The organism is Streptomyces stoeckheimensis, from assembly GCF_045822005.1.
In the GTDB taxonomy this organism is placed as follows: domain Bacteria; phylum Actinomycetota; class Actinomycetes; order Streptomycetales; family Streptomycetaceae; genus Streptomyces; species Streptomyces stoeckheimensis.
Genome location: NZ_CP169550.1, coordinates 83,856 through 103,365, shown reverse-complemented (window position 1 = coordinate 103,365; position 19,510 = coordinate 83,856). Strand labels below are relative to the sequence as shown.

Here is a 19,510-nt window from a genome sequence, read left to right as displayed (position 1 = left end):
GGAGAGTGACCGCGATGTTCCGACGGAAGCGGGCCAAGGGCACCCCCGAGAAGCCGGAGAAAGCGGAGATCCCGCAGCACCCGGAGAACCCGCCGCCGGAGCCCGCGGCTCCGGCGGATCCGCTCGACCTGCGGCTGCACGAGCCCGACGACGCACCGGTCCACCTCAGCATGGACGCCACCCTGCGGATGGGCGACGAACTCGCGCAGGCGGAGCGGCGGTTGGGGCCGGCCCACGAGGACGTCCTGCAGCTGCGCCACAACTACGCGTTCTTCCTGTGCATCTGGTCCGCCGCGGCCCCGCCCGGGGACACGTACATGCTGGACCGGGCGATCCCCCTGCTGCTGGAGAACCTGACCTACCAGTCGGCGACCCTGGGCCCGCACGCCCGCGACACCCTGCTGACCCTCCACGGCATCGGATCCGCCCACCTGTCGGCGGGCCGCCCCGCGGAGGCCGTCCCGTACCTCGAACAAGCCCTGGAGGGCACCGGGCTGAGCCCCGACCGCGACACGGAGGAGAGCCTCACCTGGCGCGAGAAGCTGTCGGACGCCTACGCGGAGGCAGGCAGCGCCGACCGCGCGATCGCCCTGCTGGAGGAGACCGTGGCCGGCAGCAGGCTCCTCCTACCGCCGGGCGGGGAGCGGCTGGAGGCCCGCAAGCAGAAGCTGTTCATGGCCTACCGTGCGGCGGGCCAGCTGCCCGAGGCCATCGCACTGTGCCGGGAGATCGTCGCCGACAAGGAGCGGTTCTACGGCCCCGGCCACCTCGACACCTACATCTGGCTGGACAACCTGGCGCACGTCCACCACGACGCCAGGGACCTCGACGCGGCCGTCGCCTGCTACGAACGGGTCATCGGCGGCTTCGAGCGCATCCACGGAGCAGACAGCGAAGAGATCGCCTACCGCTACCACAACCTCGCCATCGCCCACCTGGAAGCTGGCCGTCCGGAGCGGTCCCTGCCGTACCTGAAAGCTGCCCTCGCCGCGCGTGAGCACACCCTGGGGCCGGACCACGTGGGGACGCTGGACGCGCTGATCGGCCTCATCTCGGGCTACGACCAGGCCAGACGGATCGACGAGGCGATCGCGGCTACCGAGCGGCTGATCACCGACCTGCTGCGCATCGGCGGCCCCGCGCACCCCAAGCTCCCCGAAGTGCGCACCTATCTCGACCGGCTGAGGCAGGCCCTCGCCGAGGACCGGCCGGCCGACTAGGAGGCCCCCCGCGAGGAAGGCGCGGATGTCGGACGGGCGGTGTGCGACCCCGATGGAGGTGCCGTCGTAGCGGACCCGGTGCCAACCCTGAGCGTCCGGCGGGTAGACGATCAGCTTGGCGGACATGCGCCCAGCCTGCGCTCAAGCTGTTCCGGGAGCACCCGGCCGCATCCGCAGGGTCTGTACGGTCAACGGTGGATCTTCGAACAGGAAGTGACACCTGATGACAGACGTGACCGTGTCGGCGGAGGCCGTGGCGGAGGTACAGCCGTCCGGGTTGGCGCCGGAGGTTCTGGACGATCAGCTGATCAGTCAGCTGGTGGACTGGGCCAAGGCTGACGGGATCAAGCTGACGGGCCAGGGTGGTCTGCTGCAGCAGTTGACGAAGCGGATTCTCGAGTCGGCTCTGGAAGGCGAGATCACCGACCATCTCGGGCATGAGAAGCATGAGAAGGCCGGCTCGGGCAACACCCGCAACGGGATCCGGTCCAAGACCGTGGTGACCGAGGTCGGCCCGGTCGTTCTCGAAGTCCCACGGGACCGGGAGGGCTCGTTCGAGCCGCAGATCGTCAAGAAGCGACAGCGCCGGCTGACCGGCGTCGACGAGCTGGTGCTCTCGCTGTCGGCCCGCGGCCTGACCCACGGGGAGATCTCCGCTCACCTCGCGGAGGTCTACGGCGCCGAGGTCTCCAAGACGACCATCTCCACGATCACGGACAAGGTGATCGACGGCATGAACGAGTGGCAGAACCGGCCGCTTGACTCGGTCTATCCGGTTTTGTTCATTGACTGTGTCCACTTGAAGCTGCGGGACGGGAAGGTCGCGAACAGGCCGGTCTACGTGGTCCTGGCGGTCACCGTCGAGGGCACTCGCGAGATCTTGGGCTTGTGGGCCGGCGACGGGGGCGAGGGTGCCAAGTACTGGCTCCAGGTCCTCACCGAGATCAAGAACCGCGGCACGGAAGACGTCTGCATGGTCGTCTGCGACGGCTTGAAGGGCCTGCCTGACGCGATCGGAGCGGTCTGGCCGCAGGCGATCACGCAGACGTGTGTCGTTCACCTGCTGCGGGCTTCGTTCCGCTACGCGGCTCGGCAGGACTGGGACAGGATCTCGAAGGCGCTCAAGCCCGTCTACACGGCGCCGACCGAGGACGCCGCCATGGAACGGTTCCTGGAGTTTCAGGAGGAATGGGGCCAGAAGTATCCCGCGATCGTGAGGTTGTGGGAGAACGCGTGGGCCGAGTTCGTGCCGTTTCTGCAGTTCGACACCGAGATACGGCGGATCGTCTGCACGACGAACGCCATCGAGTCCGTGAACGCACGGATCCGCAAGGCCGTCCGGGCCCGTGGGCACTTCCCGAACGAGCAGGCCGCCATCAAGTGCGTCTACATGGCCATCATGAGCCTCGACCCCACCGGCCAGGGACGCAAACGCTGGACCCAGCGCTGGAAGGCCGCTCTGAACGCCTTCGACATCACCTTCGACGGCCGGCTCTCAGCCGCCCGCCGCTGAAACCCCAACAACTCCAAAACCACCGTTAACTTTACGGACCCTCGCTCAACAACCCCCGGCAAGGGGTCAGGAAGCGCGGGCGCACTCTTCGGCGATGGTGCGGATGAAGGTGTCGACGTCCTCCGGGACCGTGTCATAGGAGCACATCCAGCGGACTACACCGGGCTGTTCGTCACGGAAGTAGAAGTGGTACTTCTCCTGGAGCCGTACGGCGGCGGCGTCGGGAAGCCGGGCGAACACTCCGTTCGCCTCCACCGGATAGACGATCTCCACTCCCGGCACGTTCTGGACGCCAGCGGCGAGGCGCTGGGCCATGGCGTTGGCGTGCCGGGAATTGCGGAGCCACAGGTCACCGCCCAGGAGCGCCTCGAGCTGGACCGCGATGAACCGGGCCTTGGACACCAGCTGGGTGGTCTGCTTGATGATGTGGCGCAGGGATCGGGGGCCGTTCGGGGTGAGCACGACGACCGCGTCACCGAAGAGGCCACCGCACTTGGTGCCGCCGAAGGACAGAATGTCGACTCCCACGTCGTACGTGAGCTCGCGCAGGGTGACGCCCAGGGACGCGGCGGCGTTGGTGAGCTGTGCGCCATCGAGGTGGAGCTTCATGCCGCGTTCGTGCGCGAAGTCCGCGATGGCACGGATCTCCGTGGTCGTGTAGACGGTCCCTAGCTCCGTCGCCTGGCTGATCGAGACGACCTGCGGGGTGGCTCGATGCATGTCGTCCCAACCCCAGGCCTCGGTGGCGAGGAGTTCCGGGGTCAGCTTTCCGTCGGGGGCCGGGATGGTGATGAGCTTCAGGCCGCCGATGCGTTCGGGCGCTCCGCACTCGTCCGCGTGGATGTGCGCGGTGGTGGCGCACAGGACGGCTCCCCACCGATCCGTCATTGCCTGAAGGGCGACGACGTTCGCTCCGGTGCCGCTGAAAACGGGGTGGATCTCCGCATGGGGCCCGAAATGGTGACGCGCGAGTTCCTGCAGGTTCTGGGTGTAGACATCGCGGCCGTAGGAGGGCTGATGACCGCCGTTGGCGGTGGCGATCGCGGAGAGGACCTCCGGGTGCACGCCGGCGTAGTTGTCGCTGGCGAAGAAGCGCGTCGCCGGGTCGTGTTTCCGCGCGGGGGCAGGGGTGCTCATGGTGGTGCTCAAGGCGTCGTTCCGTTCGTTGTGCAGCAAGGTCACGCCGGGATCCGGGGGATGTTCGTGGGATCCGTACCTGAACAAGGATGGTGGCGGGTGGGTCGGCCTGCCAGGAGATGGCGGGACAGGTTGCTGCCTGGCAGGTTGCTGTCCGGGAGTGGCAGGTGAGCCACGCTCTCAGGCCGCGGTGCGTGTCTCCTCGTAGGTGGTGATGCCGCGGGTGGCTTCGATCACGTGCCGCAGCTTCTTCGCCAGGGCCTCGTAGAACATGCTCAACGGGAACTCGTCGGGCAGTGCGGAGTCGACGAGCTTGCGCGGCGGCAGGGTGAAGTCGAGGGTGTTCGCACCGTCGGCCCAGGCGGATGCGGGGTGAGGTGAGAGGTACGAGGAGACGAACGCGTGACTCTTGAGCCAGTGCACGACCTTGGGCCGGTCGATGCCGAGCCGGTACAGGTCCTCGATCTCGGTCCGGAGGCGAGCAACGGCCTCTGCGGTGGCTGCCCAGTCGACGGCCAGGGTGTTGTCGCTCCAGCGGATTGCGCCCGCCCGGTGCAGGGCGGCGAAGAGCAGCTGCCCGCCGAGACCGTCATAGTTGCGAACGCGGTCGCCGGTGATCGGGAAGCGGAACAGACGGTCGAAGAGGATCGCGTACTGCACGTCCCGTCCCTGGGGGACGTGGTCGTCGATGAGGTCCTGGCCGGCTTGGAAGGCGGTGAGGTCGCAGCGCAGTTCTTCGATGCCGTACATCCAGTAGGGCTGACGCTGCTTGATCATGAAGGGGTCGAAGGGGAGATCGCCCAGGCTGTGCGTCCGGTCGTGGATGAGATCCCACAGCACGAACGCCTCCTTCATGCGCTCGGGATCCGCCAGGAGACTCAGGGCGGCGCCGGGGAGTTCCAGCCGGGTGGCGGTGACGGCGGCATTGGTCACGGTGCGCAGACGCGCGGCCTCCCGGTCGCAGAAGATCGCGCCCCAGGTGAACCGTCCGGGGTTCTCGCGCACGGCCACGGTCTCGGGGAAGAGGACCGCGGCATGCGTGTCGTATCCGGAGGTGAACCCCTCGAACTCGATGCCGAGGTAGAGCGGATTCCCGTAGGTGGTCCGCTCCAGGTCTGCTATCCACTCGGGCCACACCACACGGAAGGCGACTGCCTCCAGGTTGCAGTGGGGGTTGCCGTTCTGTGTGTGCATCGGGAAGACGACCAGGTGCCGCAGGCCGTCGATGCGCTGTTCGGCGGGCGCGAAGGCGAGGAGGGAGTCCAGGAAATCCGGCTTGCCGAATCCGTTGTCCGCCCATCGCGTCAGATCCCTGATCAGGGCCAGGTGGTAGTCGGCGTCGTGCGGAAGCAGGGGCGAGAGCCGGCGGATCGAGCCGACCACGCGGGTCACCGCATCACGCGCCTGTTCCAGGGTGGGTCCCCGTTCCTCTTCGAAGCTGATGGCGCCGTCTTCGGACTGCCAGGACCCGATGGATTCCACGGCGTCTTTGAGGCTCTGCCAGGCAGGGCAGGCGACGATCAGCGCGGCCTGTGTGCCTTCTCGCACAGGGCGCTCCATCGATGTTTTGGTGCTCATGTCGTTCCTTTCGGATGAGGGTGTCGGACGGGGTGGTTCCCCGCGACGATCGAACGGTGAGCGGCAGCGGCCGCAGGCGGCTCAGGCGGACGCGGAGGCCGGAGCGCCATGGATGAGGGACAGGGGTACCGCCCCTGGTAGAGCGGGCGAGCCGATGTGCTCCAGCACCCACGTGACGATTCCGGAGAGCGAGGCCCCCGGCGTGAAGATCTCGGCGACTCCGAGGTCCTTGAGCGCCTTCAGATCGCCTCGGGGGACGATTCCGCCCCCGAAGAGGGTGATGTCCTGGGCTCCTTGTTCCTTCAGGAGACGGACTATCTCGCCGAACGCCGTCAGGTGCGCGCCGGAGAGGCAGGACACCCCGATGGCGTGAGCGTCCTCTTGGACGGCCACTGACACGATGCCGGACGGGGTTTGGTGCAATCCGGTGTAGATCACCTCTACGCCCGCGTCACGCAGGGCTCGGGTTATGACCTTGGCCCCCCGGTCGTGGCCGTCGAGCCCGGCCTTGGCGATGACGACACGCAACGGGTTCTTTGACATGACGATCTCCTCGGCGGGGTTCACAGACGGGTGTCCGCAGATGTGTGCGTGCCCCACACCTCGCGCAGAGCGTCGGAGACCTCTCCGACCGTCGCGCCGGCGCTCAGCGCGGCCTTCATCGGATACAAGACGTTGCCGGTTCCCAGCGCGGTGGCCTTGAGGTCCTGGAGCGACTCCCGGACCCGGGTCGTGCACCGCCATGCCCGCAGTTTGGCGAGGCGCTCGATCTGACGGGCCTCGATCGAGGGATCGATCCGCAGCGGCTCGTAGGGCTCTTCCTCGTCCTGGGCGTACCGGTTCACTCCGACGACGACACGCCGTCCGCTGTCGGTGTCGAGTGCTACGCGGTAGGCGACGGTCTCGATCTCGGACTTCTGGAACCCCTGCTCGATCGCCTTCGCCGCGCCGCCCATCTCCTCGACGCGCCGCATCAGGGCGAGCGTGGCTGCTTCCAACTCGTCCGTCATCCGCTCCACGGCATAGGAGCCGGCGAAGGGATCGACCGTCGCCGTCAGGTCCGACTCGTGGGCCAGGACCTGCTGGGTGCGCAGGGCGAGGCGAGCGGACTTCTCTGTTGGCAGGGCCATGGCCTCGTCGAAGGAGTTGGTGTGCAGCGACTGCGTTCCGCCGAGGACAGCGGCCAGACCCTGCATGGTGACCCGTACGAGGTTCAGCTCGGGTTGCTGGGCGGTCAGCTGCACTCCGGCCGTCTGGGTGTGGAATCGCAGCATCTGTGACTTGGGGTTTCGGGCGCCGAACTCGTCGCGCATGATGCGAGCCCAGATGCGCCGCGCGGCCCGGAACTTGGCGACTTCTTCGAGGATGGTCGTCCGGGCGACGAAGAAGAAGGACAGGCGCGGGGCGAAATCGTCCACGTCCATGCCGGCGGCCACGGCGGCACGTACGTACTCGATGCCGTTGGCAAGGGTGAAGGCGATCTCCTGCACCGGCGAGGCGCCGGCTTCTGCCATGTGGTATCCGGAGATGGAGATGGTGTTCCATCGGGGGATCTCGGTACGGCAGTAGCGGAAGATGTCCGTCGCCAGGCGCAGGGAGGCGGCGGGCGGGTAGATGTAGGTGCCGCGCGCGATGTACTCCTTGAGCACGTCGTTCTGCACCGTCCCGGTCAGTTGGTCGGCTGCGATTCCCTTCTCCTCCGCCACCAGCTGGTACAGCAGGAGCAGCACCGCGGCCGGTGCATTGATCGTCATGGAGGTGGAGACCTGACCCATGGGGATGCTGTGGAACAGCACCCTCATGTCCTCGATCGAATCGATCGCCACCCCTACTTTGCCCACTTCGCCCCGAGCGAGGGCGGCATCGGAGTCGTAGCCCATCTGGGTCGGGAGGTCGAAGGCGACGGACAGGCCGGTCGTCCCGTTCGCGATCAAGGTGCGGTAGCGGGCGTTGGATTCCTCGGCCGTGCCGAAGCCGGCGTACTGCCGCATCGTCCACGGCCTGTCGGTGTACATCGTGGGGTACACGCCGCGGGTGAAGGGATGGGTTCCGGGCTGCCCGAGCGTTGCCGCGTGGCCCGGACCTCGGGTGGACTCGGGGCCGTAGAGGGTCTCGATGGGCAGCCCGGATTGCGTGGTGTGGGGCATGGTGTGGGCCTTGTCCGTGAGTTCGACCGGCGTGGGACTGCTGCGTGACTCTTCAGGCCGGGACGTGGGCCGGGTCGAGGTGGGCGGTGCTCCGGCGCCGCAGGCTGCGGACTTCGATGACACTCGTAACGACGGTGGCGAGCAGGGCGATGGCGCCGCAAGCGAGGACGGCCTCCCGGGGACCGGCCGAGGTCAGCAGCGCACCGGCCAGGAGTGCGGCGGCTCCGTAGCCGAGTCCGGCGCTGGCGTAGGTGGCGGAGAAGGCGGCCCCCAGATCGCCGTCGGGGGTTTGGTCCTGGACCGCCATGGCGCGCGAGGATCCGATCATGGGCTGGAGGATTCCGACGATCACGGCGAAGAATCCGGCCACGATGAGGTTGCCGCTGACGCCGAGAGCCATCACGGCTATGCACAGGACTCCCAGGAGAACCCCGGACTGCAACGCGGCGGACCCCGGCCAACGGCGGGCACCGTAGAGGATGCCGCCGAGGACGCCCAGAGCGGCCATGCCGCTGAGCCAGGCTCCGGCCGAGTCTGCGGAAGCGCCGATCAGGGGCAGCAGCCCGAACAGGGTGATGGTGACCGCACCGAAGCTCATCATCGCGGCAGCGGACTGGGTGCAGGCCGGCAGGAGATGACCGAACGAGCGGATCGCGGACGGAGTCTTCGAGACGGTCAGCGGGGGCTCGCTGACGATGCGGGCGCTGACCGCGCCGATCGCGGAGAAGGCGGAGATGACCAGAACGGGGACGGCGGGCCCGGTCACCAGCGAGAGGGCGGTGACCGCGGCTGGTGCCGCCATCCACACCAGGGTGCTCAGGGCACTTTCGAGCCCGATGACGGGGCGGACATGGTCGGGCGCCAGGCGCAGGGCCAGAGCCCGCAGACCACCGTGGGCCCCAGCGGCGACTCCGCCACCCATCGCCGCCAGGGCCGCGAGCGCAGGCAGGGGCAGCTGCCGTGCGAACAGGCCCAGGGCGAGGAACACCACTGCCTGCAGGGTGAGGACCAGGGTGAATTCACGGCGCATGGGCTTGCGGTCGAAGCGCCGTCCCATCGAGGCGGCGCAGACCGCCTCGGCGATGGCGTGGGCGCCCACGAGTACCGCCCCCTGGGCCAACGACCCCTTGGAGCCGTTTCCGATGTAGATCAGACCCACCGGCGCGGCGGCCACACAGAATCGCTGACAGAGCAGCAGCAGCGCCCAGGGCCGCAGCCTTGGAATCCTGAGCGTGGACAGGTAGCCCTTGTCGTGGCTCGTCATGCGGTCTCCGATCCCTTCGATGCCAGGGCGGGTGCCGGGCGAGCGGCCGGAACCGTTGCGCCCGTATCAGCGGGGAGGACGGGGAGGACGTACCGGGCGAGCTGCTCGTAGAGCGGCATGCACTCGTCGAGCACACGGCGCAAGTGATCGGGCAGGGGAGCGGTAGGGGTTTGTCCCTCCGCGAATCCCGTGGACTGCCACACTCCGTGGTACCAGTGCGAGCCCCAGTTTCCGTCCGTGGCGCGGCGGCCCGCCGGCCAGGACAGCATGCGGTCGGTGAAGGGCACGTCCAGGGCGGCACACAGAGCCTGCAGAACGGACGACGGGGCGCTGACCAGTTCATTGCTGTCGATCACGGGTCCGCCGAACCGTTCGAACAGCTCCAACTGCTGACGTAGGCCGAGCTCCTCGACCGTGGGGGCCTGGACCTTGGCATAGGAGGCGAGCATCTGCGCGGGGTGGCGGACGAGGAAGGCGTGCCGCAGGCCCTCGAAGGCGGTGCGGTCCACTTCGGGCAGCAGGTGCTGGGCGAGGTGCTTCTGATAGTGGATCGTGCTGCCCTCGGGGAGGGTGCCCCCGGTCAGCTCGCTCGCCACCTGGCGCCAGTCGGTCGGGTAGGCGGCGATGACCTCGTCACGTCCCGGGTCGGTGGCATCGGTGTGGGCCAGGTAGTACGCGTAGAGCGGTTCGTCGACGACGGTGGTGTCACCGCGGTTTTCCCAGGCACGCATCAATGCGGTTGAGCGCGTCCGGGGCCCGGACCACATGGCGATGCGAAGGCGGTCGTGGACCATGAGTGAACCTCGTGGGGTGTCGGAGGGGGACCAAGGCTTCTGCGAAGGGATCGCCTCGGCCGTGATCAGGACCTGCGGGCGGCGACGATGAGCTCGACGAGATCGAGGACGTCGTTGTTGACGGTGTTCTGCAGTTCCGCGGGGAAACCGTCCCAGCCGGGAACCACGTTCGCCTCGATGACGACCGGTTCTCCCCGGTGGTAGAGGATGTCGATGCCGGCCATGCTCAGCCCGAGCGCCCGGGTCGCGCGGACGGACAGGTCGACCAGTTCGGGGGACGGCTCGATGACCTCGATCGGGCTGCGCGGGGGCCCGTCGCCGTTGCCGTGGCTCTGCCGCCAGGAGTCCCCTTCCGTCAGTGCGCGCACGCACACCGAAGGAGAGTCGCCCACGATCGTGATCCGGTAGTCGCCGGTGTGTTCCAGGAACGGCTGGCACAGCAGCACGCCGTACGTTTCCAGCATGGCTCGGACCCGGCTCAGGGCGGATTCCACGGGACCGTCGACAAAACGATCGACGTCAACGCCGCCGAATCCGACGGACGGCTTGACCACCACACGCCCCCACTCGCGGCAGGCGGCAATGAAGTCTTCCTCGGTGCGGCACTCTCGTGTCGGAGGAACGGGCAGACCCGCCTGGGCCAGCTTGTGGAGCATCGTGAACTTGCTGACGGCTGCGAGGTGGACGTCCGCACCGTCGAACATGACCACGTCGGGAACGCTCGACAGCAGATGGAGGTGCTCGGCGTGCTCGCGCCAGTGCTCCAGACTGACGTGACCACGGGAGACGATCGCGTCGAACTCGGCCACGTCATGACCGTGGACGGTCGGCCGCGTCCCGCTCTCGTCGGGAACGCACACGATGTCGTCGAACTCGAAGAGCACCGTTTCGTGCCCGCGCTCCCGGCCGACGCGGGCGATGCCCACCGACTCATCCTCGCCGGCCATCCAGGCCAGCACTCCCAGCTTCATGCGCAACTCATCTCTGTGTGACGCCCGATGGGGACGGACCCGCGGGCGGACGGTCGGGGCCGGGACGTGCCGGACCCCAAGGTGTGGAACAGGACCCTGCGGGTCCTCCAGATCGCCGTGTGCAGGCCCTGGCGAAGCGCACGGCCCGAGACCGTCGCCGCAGTGGGGCCTGGGTGACTCACCGCCGGTACCAGGCAGCATCGGCGCCGACCGTGGCCCTGCTGCTGCGGCCGTCGACGGAGACCGGGATCTCGCCGTCGACGCAGATGCGGTGCAGTCGCCGCGGCGTGTCGCCGTAGTCGTCGATCGCGACGTGCTGGGTGGCCCGGTTGTCCCAGATAGCCACGTCACCGGCCGCCCAGCGCCATCGGACGGTGTTCTCCGGCCGGGTGATGAACCGCTGCAGAAGCTGCTGCAGCTGCCGCCCGTCCTCCTGGGACAGACCGAGAAGTCGTTGCGCGAATCCGCCGACGACCAGGGAGCGCTCACCGGTCTCGGGATGCACCCGCACCACCGGGTGCTCGGTCTCGAAGGCCATCGCCTCGAAGACCTTGCGGAATTCCTGCTCTTCTTCGGTAGCCGGCCGGACCCGTGCCGCGGCTGCATAGTCGAAGGCGTTGGTGTGCGCTGCCCACAGCTGCTCCGCCAGAGCCTTCAGCGGCTCGGGAAGGTCGTCGTACGCTGCGACGGTGTTGGCCCAGGCGGTGTCCCCGCCCACCTCGGGGATGACGATTCCGCGCAGGATCGAGAAGGCGGGGTAGTTCGCGACGAACGTGACGTCGCTGTGCCAGGAGGTCGCGCGGCTGCCCTGCGAGTCGATCTCAAAGACGGCGCCGGCACCCGCTTCCCCGGGCACGGTGGGGTGGGGAGTGGGGTTTCCCAGCAGGGATGCGAAGTCCCGGTGAGCGGCGTCATCGAGGTGTTCCTGGCCTCGGAAGAAGACCACCTTGTGCTGAAGGAGCGCGGCGCGGATCGCGGCCACGGTGTCGGGGGCGAGATCGCCTCCGAGTCGGACGCCGGAGATCTCCGCCCCGATGCGTATGGTCAGCGGCTTGACGGTCAGTGTGGTCTGTGTGCTCGTCGTCATGTGAGTTCCAGGGGTTGAACGGGGGAGTGGGGAGTGTGAATGGAAGGCTGGACGGAGTGCGTGCCAGAGATGGGCGCGTGGCTCGGAGCTGAGGACTCGAACCCGCGGGCCCGGAACTGCTTGCTTCAGGAACAGCTGTCGGCCAGGGCGCGCGCGAATCGCCGGAGTGCCGCCGGGTTCACGTAGGGAAACCCCAAGCCGGGCTCGGTCATCTCCAGCTCCAGGAGCAGGGGTCCGTCCGCCCCGCGGACCAGGTCCACGCGGGCGAAGACCAGCTGTTCGAGGGGAATCCCGATCTCGGAGGCGGCGGCGCGGAGGATGTCCGACGCGATCTCCTGCCACTTGGGCTCGGGACTGGTCTCGGCCAGGTGCTCTTCGAGGTACAGCGCGCCCTGGGTGTCGACCACGCCGCCGGTGAGCATCGGCCCCTTGGTGAAGGCGTGGGAGTAGCGGCCCCGGAAGAACACCAGGGACACCTCGCCCTCCTTGTCGACCGAGGCCTGGTAGGGCTGGAGCAAGACGCTGAAACCCTGGGAGTGCAGCGTCTTGAGGTGGAGCTGGGCCTCTTCCCGCTGCGTACGATCGAATCGGGCCGCTCCCCGCGATCCCGCTCCGACGGTCGGCTTGAGTACGAAGTCGTCGGCGGTCTCCCCGAGGTCTTCGCCGGGGGCCAGCACGGTGGAGGGGATGACGGGCAGACCGGCTGCCGCCAGTCGCGTCAGGTAGGTCTTGTCCGTGTTGTAGGTGACGACCGGATAGGGGTTGATCAGGCGGGGCACCTGGGAGCACCAGTTCAGGAAGTCCGCCAGGTGGTCTTGGTAGTCCCAGGTCGCGCGAAGGACGACGGTCTCGTCCGCAGCGGTCTGCTCGCCCCAGGGCTGCCAGCGTGCTTCCACTCCGAGCTCGGCCAGGGCCTCCACGAGGCCGGCGTCGTCTCCGTCGCCTTGGGGCATCTGCGGGCAGGAGGCCAGAACCAGGCGACTGCTCATGCCGGCACCGCCTCGGCGGTGCGGCAGCCGGCCTTGGACCAGCGCATCATGGCCCGGCCCCAGGTCATGCCCGCGCCGAAGGTGATCATGAGGATGTTGTCGCCCGGCCGGATGCGCCCGTCGCGGGCGGCGATGTCGAGGCCGATCGGGATGGAGGCGGCTCCGGTGTTGCCGAGCAGGTCACCGGTCAGAACGATCTGCTCGGGTCGAAATCCGGCCCGCTCTGCGCAGGACGTGATCAGGTGGGGGTTGGCCTGGTGGCATACGAGGTGATCGATCTGATCGATCGTCAGCCCGCTCTCCTTGAGCGCGTCGTTCACCAGCCGGGGAAACTCCAGGCGGACGAGATCGGCAACGTCACGCCCGGACATCTTCAGGTAGTGGTCGGTGTTGGCTGACCCCGCGGCAGGCACCGGAAGCCCGGGGCCGCCGGTGACGAAGTGGGCCAGCGTTCCGTCGGTGTAGACCTGGCTTCCCAGCATCCCTTCGGATGCCGGAACCCTGCCCAGCACCACAGCGCCTGCCCCATCGCCGAACAAAGGGTAGGTACGCCGATCGGCGGGGTCCAGGACACGGGAATAGGTGTCACTGGCGACGACCAGAACAGCCTCCATGCCGGGATCAGCCGTCAGGAAGCCCCGTCCCACCTCACAGCCGACGAGGAAGCCCGCGCACGCGGCGTTGACGTCGAAAGCCATGGCATTGGACGCTCCGACGGCCCCTTGGACACGACTGCCGATACCGGGGATGGGCAGGTCCGCGGTGGAGGTGGCGAGGACGACCGCCCCGATCTGCAGCGGGTCCACCCCCGAGGCCTCGAGGGCCTGTCGAACGGCCCCGACCGCGAGATCGAAGCCCGTCTCGTCGTCGCTGACGAACCGCCGCTCGAGGACACCGATGCGCTGACGGACCCATCCTTCCTCCTGCCGAACCGAGCGCTCGACCTCCTCGTTGGAGACTCGGGTCGCGGGGAGGCAGGAGCCGGTCCCCAGGATGCCGACGCCGGCTCCTTCGGGACGCGCGCGGTGCGTGGAACTGATCATGATCTCTTGATCCTTCGGAGACGATTGGGGTGCGGCAAGGACAACCACTGCTGCTGACGCGTCCTGCACCTTGAACCCGCGTGTGGGGGCCCTGCGGGCCGGAAGGCTCAGGCGGAGTAGAAGTCGACCTCGGTGTGGTCCACGGTCTTGTCGACCTCGGCCGGAGTGGCGTAGGAGAAGCAGAGAATGACCCGCCGGGCGCCTTCGCTCGTCAGCGGCGCGACCCGGTGCATCGCGGTGTCCGCCTTCAGCAGGTACGCGGATCCCGTCGCGGGGTGGCGTCGCTCGACGGTCCCGTTGGCCAGGTGCTCCTCGATACGGGGGTTGGTCTTGTCCCAGGCCGTGTCCCGGATGTACTCCAGGGAACCGCCGGCCTCCTCGGCAGGAGCCTCGACGATCCAGACGAGCGCGTAGGAGTAGTCGTCCCAGTGCCAGCCGTGGGTCTCTCCCTGCTCGGCCAGGCGGGAGATGACCATCTCCTCCGGCTCGAAGGGCACCGGCAGGATGGCGGCTTCCTTGGTCAGTTCGGCGAGGAAGGAGCGCAGAGCCTGCGAGTGGTAGGTCTGCGGAACGGTCTCGGACTCCTCGACGATCGTCTTCCGTCCGACAACCTCCATGAAGCGCGGGGTGTTACCGGTGCGGGCGACGTTGATGCGGCGCTTGACGCCGTGGTTGTCGAGGAGGGAGACGACTTCCGTGTCGAGCTGCTCCCGGAGCTCGGCGGGGCCGAAGTCGGGGAACTCGAGGAACTCGTCGGTCACGAAGCGGGCTCGCAGGTCGTCCATCTGGCTGCTGAAGCCGGCGAGGTAGGAAGCCCAGGCGTTCTCGGTGGAAATGGGCATGGCGATGCCTTTCGTTGGTGAGGGCAAAAGGGAGAGGAGAGGAGAGAAGAGGAGACGAGAGGGAAGGCCTGACAGGCCGGCCGGTCTCGGTGCGACAGCAGGTCAGGCGAACAGCTCGGTGAGCTTCTTCTCGATGAGCGCGGCGTCTTCCGCGGACTCCGCGACAGCGCAGTACTCGACGGCACCGGACTGCCGGACGTGATCGCAGGCGATGATCACGCCTCGGCCGGTCTGCGGATCGAAGGACAGCCCCGCTGCGCCCAGGGCGTCGAGCGCCTCCGTGAAGGAGGGGACGTGCCAGTGGTTACGCGTCACGAGCAGGCGGTGCGACTGGTAGTCGGCGCCCAGGAACGACTCGCCGATCCAGTGGAGGTGTGTGGTGCCACCCATCCTGCCGTTGAACTCGGACAGGAACACCTCTCCTCCGGGGGTGAGGATGCCGTCGATGTTGATCACACCGCGATACCCCATGGCCTGGATCGGTGCGCTCAGCTTCACCATGGCCTCGACGTAGGAGCTCTGCTGGGCTCGCGTGGCCACGGAACCGGGAATGGCCATGCCGTCGTAGATCGGCGCCATCCGCATCTCACCGACGTGATGCACGGCGACGACGTCCTCGGTGATGTGTACCTCGGCGCCCAAGGGCAACGAATCGGGGATGTACTCCTCGATGACGACACGATGCGCGCCGCGTCCGGTGTACGCGGCCCAGTATCGATCGAGATGCCGTGCGATCTCCTCCTCGTCGACGAGGAGGACGGCCCGAGGAGCGCCGATGGGCTCGACGTCCCCGCGCGGGGTCAGGATGTCGTTGCCGAAGCCACCCTGGTGGAAGTCCTGCTTGACGATGACCGGAGCGCCACGCCCGAGGACCTCGCCGATGAACGACTCGGCGTGCTCGCGGGAACCGGTGGTTACTCCGTCGACCAGCGCCGCCCCCACACCGGAGGCGATAGTACGGAAGGCGGCCTTGCTGTTGAGCATCTCCGACCCGCCCGCCTCCAGGAAGCGGAACCCGGGTGTGCCGGCTGCCAGATCCAGTCGTCGCGCGAAGCGGGCGATGGTGCTGTCGAAGCAGTAGGGCAGGACCGTGTCGACTCCGCGCCGCTCGGCAACCGCCGCGACTTCACGTAGGAACGTCGCGTCCAGGAGGCGCTCGCGGGTGAGTACATCCATGCCGAACCGTCCAGGCGGTGGCACCAGTACCGAGACCGCGTCAGGGGCGAGGCCCTTCAGCGAGAGCACGTACCGAACGAACTGCGGATCGGGGGCCTGGGGCACGATCACCACGTCGTTCACTTCGGTCAGCCACAAGAGGCGGAGCGCGATGTTCCCCGCAGTGGGGCGTTCCTCCGCCGAGATGGTGTCGTGGTCGGACACGAGGTGCTCGTTGTAGGCGTTGCCGATGAGTATCCGGCTCATGACTCTTCTCCTTCGGCCAGCTCGGTGGCCACCGCTCGCAGGGCGGACTCGAGCTTGGTGAACAGCAGATCCAGATCGGCGCAGCCGATGGTCAGGGGCGGGGCGATCAGCACGGATTGCGCGAGGTCGTGCGCGCCGGCGGGGTAGAGGATCAGACCGCGCTCCCGAGCACGGGTGCAGATGAGCTGGGGAAGCGGTGTGCCGGAGCGCCTCGCGGCGACGGCGTGCTCGCGGTTGACGGACAGTGCCTGGAGCAGCCCGCGACCACGAGGCTCGCCGAGGAAGGAGAACTCCGAGGAGAGGGCGGTCAGGCGGGCTCGAGCCACCTGATGCAGCTGCTCGGCTCGCTCAGGCAGCCGGTGCTCGCGAGTGAACTGCAAAACGGCCAATGCCGTCGCGGCGGAGAGCGGATTGCCGCTCATGGTGTGCCCGAAGGCCAGATCCGCGGCAGACTGCCCTGCGAGCACCCGCTGCCCCACGACACATGCTCCGATGGGTGTGTATCCCGCGCTCAGTCCCTTGCCGGTGACGATCAGGTCGGGCACGACGTTCGCCCGGCGGTAGCCGAACCACTGGCCGACCCGGCCGAACCCGGTCATGACCTCATCGGAGATCAGCAGAGCGCCGTGCTCGCGGCACAGTTCCTCGACCCGGCGAAAGACACTGTCCGGTAGCTCGGCGGCGCCGCTGGATGCCCCACCCACCGGTTCCACCATCACCGCCGCCACGCGGGCGGGCCCGATTTCCGCGAAGGCCCGTTCCCAGTCGCCGGCATCGGGAAGCAACCGTTCGGGGTCCGAGGAGGACACCGGCAGCGTTGACGCAGTCCGGTCGTGCAGGGGTTCGAGACCCGCACGTCGCGCGGGGTGCCCGGAGACACCCAGCGCACCGGCGGTCATCCCGTGGTAGCTCGGGAACTGGGTGAGGACCACGTCGCGCTGTCGTTGACCGTTGCGGTGGTGGTGCAGCATCGCAAGGCGAAGCGCGGTTTCCGTCGCCTCGGAACCGGAGTTGGTGTAGACGACTTCGCGGAAATCGGAGCCCGTGATGGAAAGGATCTCGGAGGTGAGCCCCTCGACGGCCCGATGGGCGAACTGACTCCGGTGGACGAAGGTGATCTCCTCCGCCTGTTCGCGCATGACCTTGAGGACCTCGGGGACGGAATGCCCGATGTTTACGCAGATGGGACCGGAGCTGCCGTCTATGTAGGCCCTGCCGTCCTCGTCGTAGACGCGAACGCCTCGTGCGCGAACCGCCACCGGCAGGGCAGGTGCGGGGATCTCGACTCGACCGGGAGAGGGGACCGTGGTCGTCATGCTTCCACCTCCGGACCCGTGCCGGAAGCCGGAGACTGCAAGAGGGTGATGCGCTCGTGGAACCTGGCGTTGTTCACCACGGCCCGCAAGTGCTCTCCGTCGCAGACAACGTTGCCACCCTCGTCGACGACCCGGAAGGTGAACGTGACCATCCGGTCGGTGCTGTCAGTCTGGACGTGATACTCGACCTGCGCTCCGATGGGGGTGGGCGCACGGTGGTGCATGGTGACGTTGACGCCGACGCTCATCTCGCCCGGATTCATGAAGCGCTCCATGACCTGCGCACACAGCCGCTCCATGTGCCCCAGGATCGAGGGGGTGGAAAGGACTTCCAGGTCATCGTTGCCCCACTGGGTGGCGCAGTCGAGGGACCCCACCGTCTGGACAGCTCGTGCGCTGAGGCCACTGCCTTCACTGCTCATTGTGTTCTCGCTCTGTGTTCGACTCACCTGGACGCCGTGACGTCGGTCAGCACGTGCTTGAAGATGTTCTTCTTCTGCATCTCGTTCGTGCCGCCGGCGATGCGGAAGGCGACGGCGTCACGCAGATGGCGTTCGATTCCGTAGGATTTCTCAGTGCCGATGTGGCCGAAGATCTGGACCAGTTCGAGGGCGGACTCGACGATGCCCTCGGCGGAGATGAGCTTCACGCACGAGGCCAGCGTGCCGGCGTCGGCACGGTTGTCGTCGAGAGCGTGCACGGCCTCGAAGGCGAGGGCCCGGGAGCTCTCGATGGCCACCTTCATAGTGACGATCTTGTCCTGGATGTACTGGTGCTCGGCGAGCAGGGAGCCGAAGGCGCTGCGGGAGGTGATGCGGTGCACCGCGGTCTCCAGAACGGTTCCCAGATGGCCTGCTACGACGATGCCGTAGATGAGCCGGTCGAAGGCCAGGCACCAGTAGAGCTTTTCCAGGCCCTCGCCCACGTTGCCGATGAGCCGGTCGGATGAGACGACGACCTTGTCGAGCTCGATGGGGCCGAGGGGGCTGGTGCGCAGCCCCATCAGGTCTTCGTGGGCTCCTTGCCCGACTCCCTGTTGACCGGCTTCCACGAGGAAGAGGGTGATGTCCTTCTTCCCTGCGGAGGGGACCCGCCCCACGATCATCATGAGGTCGGCCACCGGCGCGTTGGTGATGTGGCTCTTCTCGCCGGACAGCTCGAACGCGCCGGAGGGCAGATGCCGGGCGGTGGTGCGGATCGCGGCGACGTGGGAGCCGCCGCCGGCCTCGGTGGAAGCGGTGGCGGCCACGGCTCCCGACATCAGGCCGGGAAGCAGCTCGTGCTTCTGTTCGTGGGTTCCGTGATGGAGCAGGAGCTGCACCAACCCCGCGTGCGCGGCCACCGAGAGGACGAGGCCGCAGTCGTTGGCACCGCGGGCCAAGCCCTCGAAAGCGGCGACGTGGTCCCACAGGCCCCCGCCCTCGCCCCCAAGCTCCACCGGGATGTGTACCCGCCAAAATCCGGATTCCGCGAGCTTCTTCCACACCACATGGTCGAAGGATGCGTTCAGGTCGCGTTCCGCACTCCCGGGCGCGATCTCCTGTTGGGCGAACCGAAAGAATCGGTCACGGATATCCGAGTACCGTTCCCTGTCCATGCCTATCAAATCCTCTGTGATCGATCGAGAAGGCGGCCTGAAAAGGTTCGGATCACCAGTAGAGGCTGTACGTGCCGACTTCCGGAACGGCCGCCGAGGCGGATTCATCGGCCTGGGCCATGCCAGCCCCGCCGATGGCAATGGCGAGTGCGATAGAACAGATGGCGGCGAGCTTCTTCATTTCGTCTCCTGGGATTTTGTGTAGCTTCGGCAAACGATTGCTTGTTTGCGTTCTGACGTAACCATGCATGCCGCACGTATCGACTGTCATCCGGATCGACTGGCACCTACTTCCCTGGCAGGTTGCTGCCTGGGGCACCTGTGGGTCACGAATCGCATTGAATGTCCCGTTTTATCGCCCACCGACTGCGCTCGGTCGGCGGCAGCGGGTTTCGTGCTGGGGGTGGCCTTACGGGCCGCCGAGCCTCGCGGCGCCTGGGAAACGCCCAGTTCATTGGCCTATCAAGGCTCCTTCGTTGATGGCGTAACCCGCCGGCGACGGCCTTGGGGGGACCGTGGAGTGCCGCTTCTTCGCGGCAGGTGAACACGTATACATTCGTCCGGTTTGCAGCTGTTTTATCGAATCTAAG

18 protein-coding genes are annotated in these 19,510 nt (G+C 67.5%); 2 read left to right on the top strand and 16 right to left on the bottom strand.

Features of this window, described 5'->3' with window-relative positions; genetic code table 11:
• The first annotated feature begins 14 nt into the window (after nt 1-14).
• Entirely contained in the window at nt 15-1,220 is a 1,206-nt protein-coding gene (locus ACE1OC_RS00475; RefSeq protein ID WP_407835222.1) for a tetratricopeptide repeat protein, read from the top strand.
• A 232-nt stretch (nt 1,221-1,452) separates the two neighbouring features.
• Nucleotides 1,453-2,733 (top strand): IS256 family transposase, encoded by a 1,281-nt coding sequence (locus ACE1OC_RS00470; protein ID WP_407841448.1) that lies wholly within the window; start codon nt 1,453-1,455, stop codon nt 2,731-2,733.
• A gap of 66 nt (nt 2,734-2,799) precedes the next feature.
• Here the strand turns inward: ACE1OC_RS00470 and ACE1OC_RS00465 are convergent, their stop codons facing one another.
• From ACE1OC_RS00465 to ACE1OC_RS00390, 16 genes are all read right to left on the bottom strand, one after another.
• Nucleotides 2,800-3,870, bottom strand: coding sequence for a threonine aldolase family protein (locus ACE1OC_RS00465; RefSeq protein WP_407841447.1), 1,071 nt, complete (start codon nt 3,868-3,870; stop codon nt 2,800-2,802).
• 180 nt (nt 3,871-4,050) lie between these two features.
• A complete protein-coding gene (locus tag ACE1OC_RS00460; protein WP_407841446.1) occupies nt 4,051-5,430 on the bottom strand; it encodes a DUF6421 family protein in 1,380 nt (459 codons plus the stop codon).
• A gap of 99 nt (nt 5,431-5,529) precedes the next feature.
• Nucleotides 5,530-5,991 carry a cobalamin B12-binding domain-containing protein gene (locus ACE1OC_RS00455; protein ID WP_407835221.1) on the bottom strand — a complete coding sequence of 154 codons (462 nt, stop codon included), beginning with the start codon at nt 5,989-5,991 and terminating at the stop codon, nt 5,530-5,532.
• Nucleotides 5,992-6,011: 20 nt separating this feature from the next.
• Nucleotides 6,012-7,595, bottom strand: a complete 1,584-nt coding sequence (locus ACE1OC_RS00450) for an acyl-CoA mutase large subunit family protein (RefSeq protein WP_407835220.1) — start codon at nt 7,593-7,595, stop codon at nt 6,012-6,014.
• A 52-nt stretch (nt 7,596-7,647) separates the two neighbouring features.
• A complete protein-coding gene (locus ACE1OC_RS00445) occupies nt 7,648-8,859 on the bottom strand; it encodes an MFS transporter (RefSeq protein ID WP_407835219.1) in 1,212 nt (403 codons plus the stop codon).
• Nucleotides 8,856-9,626 (bottom strand): hypothetical protein, encoded by a 771-nt coding sequence (locus ACE1OC_RS00440; protein WP_407841445.1) that lies wholly within the window; start codon nt 9,624-9,626, stop codon nt 8,856-8,858. Before ACE1OC_RS00440 ends, ACE1OC_RS00445 begins: the two co-directional genes overlap by 4 nt.
• 92 nt (nt 9,627-9,718) lie before the next feature.
• Complete coding sequence (locus ACE1OC_RS00435; protein WP_407835218.1) at nt 9,719-10,624, bottom strand: ATP-grasp domain-containing protein; 906 nt, start codon at nt 10,622-10,624, stop codon at nt 9,719-9,721.
• A gap of 178 nt (nt 10,625-10,802) precedes the next feature.
• Nucleotides 10,803-11,711, bottom strand: coding sequence for a TauD/TfdA dioxygenase family protein (locus ACE1OC_RS00430; RefSeq protein WP_407835217.1), 909 nt, complete (start codon nt 11,709-11,711; stop codon nt 10,803-10,805).
• Nucleotides 11,712-11,836: 125 nt separating this feature from the next.
• The gene (locus ACE1OC_RS00425; protein WP_407835216.1) at nt 11,837-12,700 is read right to left on the bottom strand and encodes an ATP-grasp domain-containing protein; all 864 of its coding nucleotides are present in this window, start codon (nt 12,698-12,700) and stop codon (nt 11,837-11,839) included.
• Nucleotides 12,697-13,812 (bottom strand): 3-oxoacyl-ACP synthase III family protein, encoded by a 1,116-nt coding sequence (locus tag ACE1OC_RS00420; protein WP_407835215.1) that lies wholly within the window; start codon nt 13,810-13,812, stop codon nt 12,697-12,699. The genes ACE1OC_RS00425 and ACE1OC_RS00420 overlap by 4 nt, the downstream gene beginning before the upstream one ends.
• 38 nt (nt 13,813-13,850) lie before the next feature.
• Nucleotides 13,851-14,585 (bottom strand): hypothetical protein, encoded by a 735-nt coding sequence (locus ACE1OC_RS00415; protein ID WP_407835214.1) that lies wholly within the window; start codon nt 14,583-14,585, stop codon nt 13,851-13,853.
• A gap of 102 nt (nt 14,586-14,687) precedes the next feature.
• Nucleotides 14,688-16,007, bottom strand: coding sequence for a peptide ligase PGM1-related protein (locus ACE1OC_RS00410; RefSeq protein WP_407835213.1), 1,320 nt, complete (start codon nt 16,005-16,007; stop codon nt 14,688-14,690).
• Nucleotides 16,004-17,323: an aspartate aminotransferase family protein gene (locus ACE1OC_RS00405; protein WP_407835212.1), complete on the bottom strand. Its 1,320-nt coding sequence runs from the start codon at nt 17,321-17,323 to the stop codon at nt 16,004-16,006. Before ACE1OC_RS00405 ends, ACE1OC_RS00410 begins: the two co-directional genes overlap by 4 nt.
• On the bottom strand, nt 17,320-17,745 hold the full coding sequence (locus tag ACE1OC_RS00400; protein WP_407835211.1) for a thioesterase family protein: 426 nt from the start codon (nt 17,743-17,745) through the stop codon (nt 17,320-17,322). The genes ACE1OC_RS00405 and ACE1OC_RS00400 overlap by 4 nt, the downstream gene beginning before the upstream one ends.
• Nucleotides 17,746-17,768: 23 nt before the next feature.
• Nucleotides 17,769-18,920, bottom strand: coding sequence for an acyl-CoA dehydrogenase family protein (locus tag ACE1OC_RS00395; protein WP_407835210.1), 1,152 nt, complete (start codon nt 18,918-18,920; stop codon nt 17,769-17,771).
• A gap of 52 nt (nt 18,921-18,972) precedes the next feature.
• Entirely contained in the window at nt 18,973-19,101 is a 129-nt protein-coding gene (locus tag ACE1OC_RS00390) for a hypothetical protein (RefSeq protein ID WP_407835209.1), read from the bottom strand.
• Nucleotides 19,102-19,510: the final 409 nt, after the last annotated feature.

Bases quoted from the DNA above. Each gene is read 5' to 3' on its own strand.
- ACE1OC_RS00435 (WP_407835218.1), bottom strand. From the start codon at position 10,624: ATGAAGCTGGGAGTGCTGGCCTGGATGGCCGGCGAGGATGAGTCGGTG.
- ACE1OC_RS00455 (WP_407835221.1), bottom strand. From the start codon at position 5,991: ATGTCAAAGAACCCGTTGCGTGTCGTCATCGCCAAGGCCGGGCTCGAC.
- ACE1OC_RS00395 (WP_407835210.1), bottom strand. From the start codon at position 18,920: ATGGACAGGGAACGGTACTCGGATATCCGTGACCGATTCTTTCGGTTC.
- ACE1OC_RS00450 (WP_407835220.1), bottom strand. From the start codon at position 7,595: ATGCCCCACACCACGCAATCCGGGCTGCCCATCGAGACCCTCTACGGC.
- ACE1OC_RS00460 (WP_407841446.1), bottom strand. From the start codon at position 5,430: ATGGAGCGCCCTGTGCGAGAAGGCACACAGGCCGCGCTGATCGTCGCC.
- ACE1OC_RS00390 (WP_407835209.1), bottom strand. From the start codon at position 19,101: ATGAAGAAGCTCGCCGCCATCTGTTCTATCGCACTCGCCATTGCCATC.
- ACE1OC_RS00400 (WP_407835211.1), bottom strand. From the start codon at position 17,745: ATGAGCAGTGAAGGCAGTGGCCTCAGCGCACGAGCTGTCCAGACGGTG.
- ACE1OC_RS00415 (WP_407835214.1), bottom strand. From the start codon at position 14,585: ATGCCCATTTCCACCGAGAACGCCTGGGCTTCCTACCTCGCCGGCTTC.
- ACE1OC_RS00405 (WP_407835212.1), bottom strand. From the start codon at position 17,323: ATGACGACCACGGTCCCCTCTCCCGGTCGAGTCGAGATCCCCGCACCT.
- ACE1OC_RS00430 (WP_407835217.1), bottom strand. From the start codon at position 11,711: ATGACGACGAGCACACAGACCACACTGACCGTCAAGCCGCTGACCATA.
- ACE1OC_RS00445 (WP_407835219.1), bottom strand. From the start codon at position 8,859: ATGACGAGCCACGACAAGGGCTACCTGTCCACGCTCAGGATTCCAAGG.
- ACE1OC_RS00440 (WP_407841445.1), bottom strand. From the start codon at position 9,626: ATGTGGTCCGGGCCCCGGACGCGCTCAACCGCATTGATGCGTGCCTGG.
- ACE1OC_RS00410 (WP_407835213.1), bottom strand. From the start codon at position 16,007: ATGAGCCGGATACTCATCGGCAACGCCTACAACGAGCACCTCGTGTCC.
- ACE1OC_RS00465 (WP_407841447.1), bottom strand. From the start codon at position 3,870: ATGAGCACCCCTGCCCCCGCGCGGAAACACGACCCGGCGACGCGCTTC.
- ACE1OC_RS00475 (WP_407835222.1), top strand. From the start codon at position 15: ATGTTCCGACGGAAGCGGGCCAAGGGCACCCCCGAGAAGCCGGAGAAA.
- ACE1OC_RS00425 (WP_407835216.1), bottom strand. From the start codon at position 12,700: ATGAGCAGTCGCCTGGTTCTGGCCTCCTGCCCGCAGATGCCCCAAGGC.